The 12,722-nt window shown below is 37.6% G+C and carries 14 protein-coding genes; all 14 read right to left on the bottom strand.

Annotated elements, in window-relative coordinates:
* Positions 1-293 precede the first annotated feature (293 nt).
* The gene (locus V6256_RS13710; RefSeq protein ID WP_341598793.1) at positions 294-713 is read right to left on the bottom strand and encodes a F0F1 ATP synthase subunit epsilon; all 420 of its coding nucleotides are present in this window, start codon (positions 711-713) and stop codon (positions 294-296) included.
* A 15-nt stretch (positions 714-728) separates the two neighbouring features.
* A complete protein-coding gene (atpD, locus tag V6256_RS13705) occupies positions 729-2,126 on the bottom strand; it encodes a F0F1 ATP synthase subunit beta (RefSeq protein WP_341598792.1) in 1,398 nt (465 codons plus the stop codon).
* Positions 2,127-2,156: 30 nt separating this feature from the next.
* Positions 2,157-3,023 (bottom strand): F0F1 ATP synthase subunit gamma, encoded by an 867-nt coding sequence (atpG, locus tag V6256_RS13700; protein ID WP_341598791.1) that lies wholly within the window; start codon positions 3,021-3,023, stop codon positions 2,157-2,159.
* Positions 3,024-3,071: 48 nt separating this feature from the next.
* Positions 3,072-4,613: a F0F1 ATP synthase subunit alpha gene (atpA, locus tag V6256_RS13695; protein ID WP_341598790.1), complete on the bottom strand. Its 1,542-nt coding sequence runs from the start codon at positions 4,611-4,613 to the stop codon at positions 3,072-3,074.
* A 12-nt stretch (positions 4,614-4,625) separates the two neighbouring features.
* A complete protein-coding gene (gene atpH, locus V6256_RS13690; protein WP_341598789.1) occupies positions 4,626-5,159 on the bottom strand; it encodes a F0F1 ATP synthase subunit delta in 534 nt (177 codons plus the stop codon).
* 12 nt (positions 5,160-5,171) lie between these two features.
* Complete coding sequence (atpF, locus tag V6256_RS13685; RefSeq protein ID WP_341598788.1) at positions 5,172-5,642, bottom strand: F0F1 ATP synthase subunit B; 471 nt, start codon at positions 5,640-5,642, stop codon at positions 5,172-5,174.
* A gap of 38 nt (positions 5,643-5,680) precedes the next feature.
* Entirely contained in the window at positions 5,681-5,938 is a 258-nt protein-coding gene (gene atpE / locus V6256_RS13680; protein WP_341598787.1) for a F0F1 ATP synthase subunit C, read from the bottom strand.
* 58 nt (positions 5,939-5,996) lie between these two features.
* On the bottom strand, positions 5,997-6,818 hold the full coding sequence (gene atpB, locus V6256_RS13675) for a F0F1 ATP synthase subunit A (protein WP_341598786.1): 822 nt from the start codon (positions 6,816-6,818) through the stop codon (positions 5,997-5,999).
* Positions 6,808-7,212, bottom strand: a complete 405-nt coding sequence (locus V6256_RS13670) for an ATP synthase subunit I (protein ID WP_341598785.1) — start codon at positions 7,210-7,212, stop codon at positions 6,808-6,810. Before V6256_RS13670 ends, atpB begins: the two co-directional genes overlap by 11 nt.
* Positions 7,213-7,430: 218 nt before the next feature.
* Complete coding sequence (locus V6256_RS13665; RefSeq protein WP_341598784.1) at positions 7,431-8,339, bottom strand: ParB/RepB/Spo0J family partition protein; 909 nt, start codon at positions 8,337-8,339, stop codon at positions 7,431-7,433.
* A gap of 1 nt (position 8,340) precedes the next feature.
* Positions 8,341-9,135, bottom strand: coding sequence for a ParA family protein (locus tag V6256_RS13660; protein WP_341598783.1), 795 nt, complete (start codon positions 9,133-9,135; stop codon positions 8,341-8,343).
* Positions 9,136-9,165: 30 nt separating this feature from the next.
* Entirely contained in the window at positions 9,166-9,792 is a 627-nt protein-coding gene (gene rsmG, locus V6256_RS13655; RefSeq protein ID WP_341598782.1) for a 16S rRNA (guanine(527)-N(7))-methyltransferase RsmG, read from the bottom strand.
* A complete protein-coding gene (mnmG, locus tag V6256_RS13650) occupies positions 9,792-11,681 on the bottom strand; it encodes a tRNA uridine-5-carboxymethylaminomethyl(34) synthesis enzyme MnmG (protein WP_341598781.1) in 1,890 nt (629 codons plus the stop codon). The genes rsmG and mnmG overlap by 1 nt, the downstream gene beginning before the upstream one ends.
* Before the next feature lie 372 nt (positions 11,682-12,053).
* Complete coding sequence (mioC, locus tag V6256_RS13645) at positions 12,054-12,515, bottom strand: FMN-binding protein MioC (protein ID WP_341598780.1); 462 nt, start codon at positions 12,513-12,515, stop codon at positions 12,054-12,056.
* Positions 12,516-12,722: the final 207 nt, after the last annotated feature.

Genomic DNA, 12,722 nt, shown 5'->3' with positions numbered 1-12,722 from the left:
TCATCTCCTTTGAATATGAACATTAGATCACATCTTTAACGGAATTGGTATAACTCAGTTAATTTAAATAATTAAGATTTAATATTGCTAGGATATTTAGGTTGTTAAATATTTGCTTTACAGCTTAGTAAATAGTTGAGGATAGTCTTAACTAATAAGCAATCATCAATAATTAATTTCTATCATTGATGCTACATAGCTTAATTAATTTAAAAGGTAGGATTGAAAGTTGGTTAGAGGTATAAAATAAAAAGGCGACCCTAAGGTCGCCTTTACTACGAAAGTGTAAATATCTACTTACGTGTTAACTTAATAGCACGTAACTGCGCAACTGCTTGAGCAAGTTGTGCAGTAACCAGTGCAAAGTCAATTTCCTTAGATGGATTTGACATTTGTTCTTCGGCAGCACGTTTAGCTTCTTCTGCTTTTGCTAGGTCAAGATCTTGACCACGAATAGCAGTATCAGCTAAAACGGTAACACCGCCCGGCTGTACTTCAAGGAAACCACCTGAGATATAAATGACTTCTTCGCCACCATGTTGCTTAACCAATTGAACCATTCCTGGTTTAATTGGAGTCAGCAAAGGTGTGTGACCAGGCATAATACCTAGCTCACCTTCTTGACCAGATACTGATAAATGAGAAACACGTCCTGAAAACAGAGACTTTTCTGCACTTACAACATCTAAATGAGTGGTCATTGCTTTAGCCATAATAACCTCCAGCAGTTACATTTTCTTAGCGTTTTCGACAGCTTCTTCAATTGCACCTACGTATAGGAACGCTTGCTCAGGGATATCATCGTAATCACCAGCAATTAAGCCTTTAAAGCCAGCTAATGTGTCTTTAAGTGATACGTAAATACCTGGGTCGCCCGTAAATACTTCAGCTACGTGGTAAGGTTGAGTTAAGAACTTCTCAACTTTACGTGCACGAGATACGATTTGCTTATCTTCTTCAGAAAGCTCATCCATACCTAGGATAGCAATGATATCTTTTAGCTCTTTATAACGCTGTAAGATACCTTGTACACCACGTGCAATATCGTAATGCTCTTGTCCAACAACTAATGGATCAAGTTGACGAGATGTTGAATCTAACGGGTCAATCGCTGGGTATAGACCCATAGATGCGATATTACGGTTAAGTACAACTGTTGCGTCTAAGTGAGCAAAGGTTGTTGCAGGAGATGGATCCGTTAAATCATCCGCAGGTACGTATACCGCTTGGATAGAAGTGATAGAACCCACTTTAGTTGATGTAATACGCTCTTGTAATACACCCATCTCTTCTGCAAGAGTTGGTTGGTAACCAACGGCTGATGGCATACGACCTAGTAGTGCCGATACCTCTGTTCCCGCTAGTGTGTAACGGTAGATGTTATCAACAAATAATAGTACGTCTTTACCTTCATCACGGAAGCGCTCAGCCATAGTAAGACCAGTCAGGGCAACACGTAAACGGTTTCCTGGTGGCTCATTCATTTGACCGTAAACCATTGCTACTTTTGATAATTCAGGATTTTCAACGTTTACAACGCCAGCTTCCTGCATTTCATGGTAGAAATCGTTACCTTCACGAGTACGCTCACCAACACCAGCAAAAACAGACAAACCTGAATGTTTAAGTGCGATGTTATTGATAAGCTCCATCATGTTTACTGTTTTACCAACACCAGCACCACCGAATAGGCCGATTTTACCACCTTTTGCGAATGGGCAGATTAAGTCAATAACTTTAATACCAACTTCTAGTGTTTCAGCTGTTGCTGACTGCTCTTCATATGAAGGTGCAGCGCGGTGAATCTGATAATGTTCTGCAGACTCAACTGGACCACATTCATCGATAGGCTCACCTAATACATTCATGATACGGCCTAATGTAGCCGTACCAACAGGTACTGTAATAGCCTGTTTAGTATCAGTAACTTCTAAACCACGACTTAAACCTTCAGAAGCACCCATAGCGATACAACGTACAACGCCACCGCCAATTTGTTGCTGCACTTCCATAGTTAGGTTTTTTTCAGTCACGATCAGTGCACTGTATATATTCGGAACGCTGTCTTGTGGAAATTCAACATCCACAACAGCACCGATAATCTGTACGATTTTACCTGAACTCATTTCTGATCCTCTAAAATCTATCTTTTAAAATTATACCGCAGCCGCACCACCACAAATCTCAGAAAGTTCCTGAGTAATTGCAGCTTGACGTGCTTTATTGGCAACAAGTTGTAAATCATCAATCAAGTCACTTGCGTTATCAGTTGCAGCTTTCATTGCAACCATACGTGAAACTTGTTCACACGCTAAGTTTTCAACTACCGCTTGATACACTTGAGATTCAACATAACGAACAAGTAGTGAATCTAAAATTTTCTTAGGATCACCCTCGTAAATGTAATCCCAAAGATCAGTAGCAACTTCATCATCACCTTCTGCTTTTGGCAGAGGTAATAATTGACTGATAGTCGGCTCTTGCACCATGGTACTAACGAATTTATTGTTCACTATGTACAAACGATCAATTTTGCCTGTGTCGTAAGCATCTAACATTATTTTCACCGAACCGATTAAATCATCGATTGTCGGAGCATCACCTAAAGATGTTGCTTGAGCAATAATATTAGCGCCTAATCCACCAAAGAAACTCGCTGCTTTTGAACCGATAACGGTTAAATCAACGTCAACACCAGCTTCGCTGTGTTTTTTCATTTCTTGGATAACAGGTTTAAATAAATTAATATTTAAACCACCACACAAACCACGATCACTTGAAACGACAATATAACCAACACGCTTAATCTCTCTATCTTCAAGATAAGGGTGATGGTATTCCAAGTTACCTAACGCGATATGACCGATCACTTTGCGCATAGTAGTTGCATAAGCAAGACTGCTTTCCATGCGCAATTGCGCACGACGCATCTTCGATGCAGCTACCATTTCCATAGCACCAGTGATCTTTTGAGTGTTTTTCACACTCGCGATCTTATTTCTAATTTCTTTATCGCCGGCCATTTCTAACTCCTAATTAATGCATAATTAATAACAGTTGTTATCAATTAATTACCAGGTTTGCGTCGCAACGAAAGCTTCTAAAATTTCTTTTAATTTGCCTTCAGTTTCTTTGCTGTAATCACCAGTTTCATTAATGCGAGCATAGAATTCTGCATGCTCATTTTTAGCGTAAGAGATTAAAGATGCTTCAAAGTCTAATACTTTTTCAACATCGACATCATTTAAGAAGCCTTTCTCTGCAGCAAATAGTGATAACGCTTGTTCAGTTACTGACATAGGAGCATATTGTTTTTGCTTCATTAATTCAGTTACTTTTTTACCATGGTCAAGTTGTTTACGAGTTGCTTCATCTAAGTCAGATGCAAACTGTGCAAACGCCGCTAATTCACGATATTGCGCTAAAGCAGTACGAATACCACCAGAAAGCTTTTTAATAATTTTACACTGAGCAGCACCACCAACACGTGATACAGAAATACCTGGATCAACAGCTGGACGAACACCATTATTAAACAGTTCAGTCGTTAAGAAGATCTGGCCATCAGTAATAGAGATTACATTTGTTGGTACGAATGCTGATACATCACCCGCCTGCGTTTCAATGATAGGTAATGCTGTTAATGAACCAGTTTTACCTTTCACTTCACCTTTAGTAAAGGTTTCAACGTAGTGCTCGCTTACACGAGAAGCACGCTCAAGAAGACGTGAGTGAAGATAGAAAACATCACCAGGGTATGCTTCACGACCAGGTGGACGTTTAAGCAGTAGTGATATTTGACGATAAGCAACAGCTTGCTTAGAAAGATCATCGTATACAATCAGTGCATCTTCACCGCGATCACGGAAGTATTCACCCATTGAACAACCAGCATATGGTGCTAGGTATTGAAGTGCAGCTGCTTCAGAAGCAGAAGCCACAACAACGATTGTGTTTTCTAATGCGCCATGCTCTTCAAGTTTACGTACTGCGTTAGCAATAGTTGACGCTTTTTGGCCAATTGCTACGTAGATTGAGTATAAACCTGTTGATTTTTGGTTAATGATTGCATCGATTGCAATAGCAGTTTTACCTACTTGACGGTCACCGATGATAAGCTCACGTTGACCACGACCGATTGGAATCATTGAATCAATTGATTTCCAGCCTGTTTGTACAGGTTGGTCAACTGATTTACGATCGATTACACCAGGTGCAATAACTTCAATAGGAGAGTAACCATCGTTTACGATTGGCCCTTTTCCATCAATCGGCTCACCCATTGTGTTTACTACACGACCAAGAAGACCTTTACCTACTGGCACTTCAAGGATACGACCTGTAGATTTTACCTTTTCACCTTCTTTAAGGTTACGGTAAGGTCCCATTACAACAGCACCTACAGAGTCACGCTCAAGGTTAAGTGCCATAGCAAAGCTACCATTTGGTAGTTCGATCATTTCACCTTGCATACATTCAGCAAGGCCATTGATGCGAATAATACCATCGCTTACAGAAACGATTGTACCTTCATTTCGCGCTTCGCTTACCGCTTCAAATTTTTCAATTCGTTGCTTGATAAGATCGCTAATTTCAGTGGAATTCAGTTGCATGCTAACTTCCCATTAAGATTGTAAAGTATGTGATAAACGAGTTAGTTGACCGTTAGCAGAGCTATCAATCACTAAATCACCTGCGCTAATTACCATTCCAGTAATTAGCGATTTATCAATACTACAATTTAGGTTAACTTTTCGTGCGAGACGTTTTTCTAGCGAAGCACTTAATTCTTTTTGATGTGCTTTAGATAAGGCATAAGCAGAAGTAACATCAACGTTAATTTCTTTCTTATACTCAGTTTCTAAATCAGCAAAAAGCTGTGCAACGCGAGGTAAAACACTCAAACGTCCATTTTCAGCTAATACTTTAATAAAGTTTTGACCTTGCTCGTTGAGTTGGTCGCCACAAACATTAATAAAGAGACTAGCTAACTCTTCTGTTGCTTTATCGCGAGTCAATATTTTTGCTACCGTTGCATCTTGTGCAACTTCAGAAGCAAAAAACAGCATCGTAGACCAAGCTTCGATGTTGTTATTATCCACTGCAAATTCAAAAGCGGCTCTTGCATAAGGACGAGCTATAGTTGTCAAATCAGACATAAGCTTGCTCCTTTATAGTTCAGCAACTAATTTATCAATAATATCGCTATTGGCTTCTTTATCGATAGAGCGCTTAATAATTTTCTCAGCACCAGCAATAGCTAACGTAGCAACTTGTCGACGTAACTCTTCTTTAGCACGGTTACGCTCCGCTTCAACTTCCGCTTCACCTTGAGCAATAATTTTATTACGCTCAGCTTCTGCTTCATTTTTAGCTTCTTCAACAATTTGTGTACGACGCTTGTTAGCTTGATCAATTATCTCTGCAGCTTGCGCTTTAGCTTCTTTCAACTTTTCAGTTGATTTAACTTGTGCAAGTTCAAGATCTTTACCTGCTCGCTCAGCTTGAGTTAAACCATCAGCAACTTTCTTTTGACGCGCTTCAATAGCATCCAGAAGTGGTGGCCAAACATACTTCATACAGAACCAAACAAAAAACGCAAATGCGATTGTTTGGCCTATCAGGGTTGCGTTGATATTCATAACGGCTCCTTAATAATTAAGTTAATTAAGATCCGGTATTACGCAGGTAGTTGAGCTAGGAACGGGTTTGCGAATACAAAGAACAACGCAACACCAACCGCAATCATAGAGATCGCATCTAGCAGACCAGCCACGATAAACATTTTAGTTTGTAAAGCAGGACCTAATTCAGGCTGACGTGCAGTCGCTTCTAAGAATTTACCACCTAAGATAGCAAAACCTACCGCTGTACCGAATGCAGCAAGACCAATCATAAGTGCAACAGCGATTGCCGTAGAGCTGATAATAGTTTCCATTTTTTTTCTCCGAAAAGTTTTAAATTATTGAAATTGATTAATAAAGTTAGTTTTAAAATTAGTGATCTTCATGTGCCATGCTGAGGTAGACAATAGTCAACATCATAAAAATAAAGGCCTGAAGCACGATAACCAGAATATGGAAGATTGCCCACGGCACAGAAAGTGCTGCTTGCGACCACCATGGCATCAATGCGATCAGAATAAAGATCAACTCACCTGCGTACAGATTACCAAACAAACGAAGTGATAAAGAAATCGGCTTCGCTACCAATGAGATTGTTTCTAGTAAAAAGTTTACTGGAATAAATGCCCAATGATTAAAAGGTTGAAGTGTAAGTTCTTTTACAAACCCACTTAGCCCCTTGATTTTGATAGAGTAAAAAACAATTAATATAAATACACTTAAAGATAAACCAAAAGTTATATTTAAATCAGTTGTTGGTACTACTTTCATGTAAGGGATACCTAAGAACTGCTTGGCGGCTTCTGGCATAAAGTCAATAGGAATTAGATCCATCAAATTCATCATGAAAATCCAGACAAAAATGGTAAGAGCTAATGGTGCGATAATTTGGCTACGACCATGAAAGGTCTCTTTAACCGAACCATCAACAAACTCAACCAACATTTCTACGAAACATTGAAGTTTGCCAGGTACACCTGTTGTTGCTTTTTGTCCAACCTTGTAAAAAATAAACAAGAATAGGACACCGAGGCCAACTGAAAATAGGAGTGAGTCAATATGCCAAGTCCAAAAACCAGCATCCGAACAAGCATGATTAAATGCAAATTCACCATCTACTGTACACAATTTTGCGTTAGTAAGGTGATGTTGGATATATGCTGAAGAAGTTAATACTTCATCTTTAGCTGTCATTTTTCATCCCGTTATTATTGTAAAAAAAGAAAGGCGCTAACCATTGTGATATTACCAGTAATAGAAATGAAATATAAAAAGCACTTAATGATAAGGCTCCGAATTTCAAAAATACGACAAGCAACAACACAGTTAAAAAGAGTTTAATAGCCTCCCCTGCGTAAAACCCCCTAAGCACTTTTCTTGACTGTCTAGCGCCCGCGTGAGCGAATGCCATCCAAACAAAAATAAAATTAGGAAGCAAAAAAGTGATCCCGCCAAATAAAGAAGAGTAACCCGCTTGATTTGAAAAGAACACTGTTGAAATCAATGCTAAAGACAGCACTAACAATAATTGAAAAGCCACCATTTTCAGCCCTGAAATCTGACCTTTTTTTGCTAGTTTATCAACCACTTTGATTTCCCTTTACTAGCTAATTTAGACCATGACTAAATAATAAATAAAATCACTTTCTTAGCCCAAATTAAAACCTACGCAAATTATACCGACAAAAAATGTCAATGCAATATAGAGCGGCTATAAGCAAGCAATAATCATTGAATTATTAACGTTATTTAGTCACGAATAAAAAAACTAAGTATTGATTTAAAATAATAAAGAATAGAATTAGATCAGTTTTGTTCAATTAATGTGATCAATGCATCTAAGTCTGTAATAGAAGTGTAATCTATGACCAATTTTCCTTTACCATTTTTATTATTTTTAGCTGAAACTTTGAGTCCGAGTTTATTTTCTAAACTTGTTACTAATAACTCAGTTTTTTCACAAATAGGGGGAGGGGTTTTTACTTTTTCTGGGGTTTGAGCTTGTTTCACTAATTTTTCAGTATCACGCACGTTTAATGCTTTAGCGACGACTATTTTAGCGAGCTCTGATTGTAATTCACCTTCGCATACTAATAATGCTCTAGCGTGGCCCATTTCTATATCACCATGCTCTAACAACATTTGTACATCAGGGTTAAGGTTATTAAGGCGTAATAAATTACTGACAGCAGTACGAGATTTCCCTACTGCATTGGCAACTTCTTGGTGGGTTAATTCAAATTCATCAACAATACGCTTTAAAGCTATCGCTTCTTCCATTGCATTAAGGTTTTCACGCTGGATATTCTCAATTAATGCAATCGCAATAGCGGCATCATCTTCAACATTTTTAATCAAACACGGGATCGATTCTAAACCAACCATTTTCGCAGCACGCCAACGACGTTCGCCGGCAATTATTTCGTATTTTTGATGTCCGGTCTTACGAATTACAACAGGTTGAATGATACCCTGTGCTTGAATTGAGTTAGCAAGTTCTTGTAATGCCTCTGATGACATATCTCGGCGAGGTTGGTACTTACCAACTTGTAATAAAGAGATATTAATATTTTGTAATTCACCTTTATCCTGTTCAGTGACTTCTTGTGCTTTTTCAGCATTAATATCATGGGAGACTTGTTTGTTACGTGTAACAGTACTGCTACTTAACAAGGAATCTAAACCTTTCCCTAAACCTCTTTTCTTACCTAACATATTAAACCACTTCCTGTTCGTTACTGTTAGCCTGTTCTTCTCGTCTTAATATTTCACCTGCTAATGATAGGTATGCTCTAGCGCCTGTAGAGCTTTTATCATAATACATTACAGGCTTACTGAAGCTTGGTGCTTCAGCTAGGCGAATATTACGAGGAATGATCGTTCGATAAACCTTTTCACCAAAGTGCTTCTTTAATTGGTCTGATACATCGGTAGATAGTCGATTACGTGGATCGTACATAGTCCTTAAGATCCCTTCAACTTTAAGATCCGAATTAACTACCGCAGTTAATTTGCTAATGGTATCAATCAGTGCTGTTAATCCCTCTAAGGCATAATACTCACACTGCATTGGAACCAACACAGAGTCAGCAGCAGTCATGGCATTAACGGTCAACATATTCAACGAAGGAGGGCAATCTATAAAGATATAGTCATAAATATCCCTAGCACCTTCTAATGCTGCTCTTAAACGCGTTTCACGAGCGAAAAAGGTCATTAATTTAACTTCAGCAGCGGTTACGTCACTGTTTGCAGCAACTAAATGGAAACCACCACTTGTTTCAGTTTCAACAACATCAGCTAAAGGTAATTCATCGATCAAAAGATCATAAGCAGTATGAGCAACTTCGTATTTATCGATACCACTTCCCATAGTGGCGTTACCTTGAGGATCAAGATCGATAATTAAAACTTTACGTTTAGTCGCAGCCATAGAGGCTGCTAAATTAACACAGGTTGTTGTTTTACCAACACCACCTTTTTGATTTGCAACTGCTATTATTTTACCCACAAATACCTACCCGATAATATATTTGAATCACTACAAAATACGTTTAACTTTAACTAAACATCGTTCTCCATCTAATTCAGGAACGTCTAATGTAACTGATTCTATAAATTCAAATTTAGAATCTAAATTAGTAATTTCAGATTCAGGATATTGTCCTTTGAGTGCTAAGAAATGTCCATTTTCATTAGGCAGATGATGACACCAAGATAACATATCTTCTAATGATGCAAAGGCTCTACTTAAAACACAATCAAACCTATCTTCAGGTTGATATTCTTCAACACGACTTTGTACTATTTCTACATTTTTAAGGCCTAAACTTAAAATCGCTTGTCGTATAAAGCGTAACCTTTTGCCTAAGCTATCTAATAATACAAACTGTTTATCAGGATTTAAAATAGCTAAAGGCAAACCAGGTAAACCAGGCCCTGTACCAACATCAATAAATCGTTGGCCTGATAAATAAGGTGATACGACAACACTATCCATAATATGTTTCACTAACATTTGAGAAGGGTCACGTACTGATGTCAGATTATAGGCTTTATTCCATTTTGCCAATAGTTCAACTAACTCAATGAGTTGTGAAACTTTTTTTTCTTCAATGTTTAAGTCAGTCTGTGCTAATAAAGCATCTAGTTCAGTTCGTAAACTCATTAAACAGCCTTACGACGAACGCCGTTCTTTTTTAAATGAATAAGTAAGATTGAAATAGCAGCAGGTGTTATACCTGATACGCGAGATGCCTGACCAATGCTTTCTGGTTTAAGGTCATTCAACTTAGCTATTACTTCATTTGATAAACCTTTAATCTCAGTATAATCAAGATCGTTTGGTAAAACGGTATCTTCATGGCGCTTAAGTTTTGCTATTTCATCTAATTGACGATCAATATAACCTTGATACTTAATCTTAATCTCAACTTGTTCAGCAGCGATAGGATCACTAATTGCTGGACCAAGACCATCTACTTTCATCAATGTATCATAATCAACTTCAGGACGACGTATCATTGCTTCTAACGTACTTTCACGTTGCATTGGTGTCTTAAGAAGCGAATTAATTTGTTCTGCGTTATTTGAACCTGGGTTTACCCAATGTGTTTTTAAGCGTTGCAGTTCTTTTTCTACTGATTCTTGTTTTTCGCTAAACGCTTTCCAACGAGTATCGTCAACCAAACCTAACTCACGGCCTTTCTCTGTTAAACGCGTATCAGCATTATCTTCACGTAGTAATAAGCGATATTCTGCACGGCTAGTAAACATACGGTAAGGTTCTTTTGTACCTAATGTAGAAAGATCGTCAACTAATACGCCCATATATGCCTGATCACGGCGTGGTGACCAAGCTTCTTTATCTTGTACTTGTAAGCCTGCATTCATACCAGCCAATAAACCTTGAGCACCAGCTTCTTCATACCCTGTTGTACCATTAATTTGTCCAGCAAAGAAAAGACCATCGATATATTTGCTTTCCAATGTTGATTTAAGATCACGAGGATCAAAGTAATCATACTCAATCGCGTATCCAGGACGTGTTACAAAGGCATTTTCAAACCCTTTCATCGATTGAATAAACTTAAGCTGCACATCAAAAGGTAGGCTGGTAGAAATACCGTTTGGATAAACCTCATGCGTTGTTAACCCTTCAGGCTCAACGAATATTTGATGTGAATTCTTGTCAGCAAAACGCATTATTTTATCTTCGATAGAAGGGCAGTAGCGTGGTCCTACACCTTCAATAACACCCGAATACATTGGGCTACGATCAAGGTTATCACGAATGATATCGTGTGTTTTCTCGTTTGTATGAGTGATGTAACAAGGTATTTGACGAGGATGTTGCTCACGATTACCTAGGAATGAAAATACAGGTGTTGGGTTATCACCATGTTGTACTTCTAATCCAGAGAAATCGATACTACGTGCATCAATACGAGCAGGTGTCCCAGTTTTAAGGCGTCCCATACGTAAAGGCATTTCTTTTAATCGATCAGATAGTGTAATTGAAGCTGGATCACCGGCTCTACCACCACTATAGTTTTTCATACCAATATGGATTAAACCATTTAAAAAAGTACCAACCGTTAAGACAACTGATTTAGCAGAAAAACGCACACCCATTTTAGTAATAGCACCAACAACGCGATCGTTTTCAATAACAAGATCTTCAACTTCTTGTTGAAATATTTTTAAGTTTTCTTGGTTTTCTAATTTTTCACGTATAGCAGCTTTATATAAAAGACGATCTGCTTGTGCTCTAGTTGCGCGAACAGCAGGCCCTTTACTTGAGTTAAGTGTTCTAAATTGGATACCACCTTTATCGATAGCAGAAGCCATTAAGCCGCCTAATGCATCAATCTCTTTTACAAGATGACCTTTACCAATACCGCCAATAGCGGGATTACATGACATTTGACCTAACGTTTCAATGTTGTGAGTTAATAATAAGGTTTTTAACCCCATTCTGGCTGGTGCAGCAGCAGCTTCAGTGCCTGCATGGCCTCCACCGATAACGATAACGTCAAACTGTTCATGATAAATCATAATATTCCAAATAAAGCATTTTAAAAATTGAAAGCAGGATTTTACTCTTTTAAAAAATAAAGGGAAGCTAGAACCTCCTTTTTAAACAAAAGAATAGTATTAGTATTATATATAGATCTTTAAAGATCTTTTATTACTATACTTACTAAGTAATTAGATTTCTGTGTAAAACAGCTATAAATATATAAAGATCAGGATCTTAAAAGAGATCCGATCGTGTGAGTAATAATGGATCTATTTGAGATCAACCTGAGTATAGAAAGCGCCTTTATCAACAGGCCTTTTTATGCACAATATTATAACGTAATTACGCAAAACTAATTCAAGAGTTATAAATGATTTATTCACAGAAACTTGTGGGTAACTTTAAAATTAATTAACTCGTTTTTTAAGATCTTCTATCCACGAAGGGATCCATTCTTCTACTTTATCTTCAGGGATCGGAGAATTTACTACATCAATATAAAAAGTATCTCCTATTTTCGTTGCACCACTTTCTAATAAAAGATCATTTACATTCTTAGCTGCATGGCAATAGGTATCATAATTTGAGTCACCAATACCGACTAAACCAAAATATACATTATCTAATTTAGTATTAAGTTGTTTGATTTGTTCTATATAAGGTTTGAAATTATCTGGGTAATCACCAGCTCCATGTGTTGCTAAACAAATTAACCAGATTTGTTGTGTTTCAATATCTAACTTTGTTAAGTCTGGCGTGAAATGCATATTAGTAGTAAAACCTGCACTTTCTAAATAAGGCTGGGTAGCTTCGGCTACGTATTCAGTAGAACCTAATGTACTACCAACTAAAATCTCAATATTAATCACAATATATGTTCTCTCTTTTATATGTATATAAGTAAGGTATAGACGAAAAACACATTATAACGATAAGAATTGTAAATAAAGCACTGATTTTGTATGAAAACACCCCACTTTGTTCGCAAAATAATCATTCAAACAGTTAATTGCAAATAATCACAATAAAACGCTTGCCAATGTGATCTGAATCCCTATAATGCGCATCCACAGACA

The organism is Psychromonas aquatilis, assembly GCF_038155185.1.
GTDB classification, from domain to species: domain Bacteria; phylum Pseudomonadota; class Gammaproteobacteria; order Enterobacterales; family Psychromonadaceae; genus Psychromonas; species Psychromonas aquatilis.
This window is presented reverse-complemented; position numbering and strand designations above follow the sequence as displayed.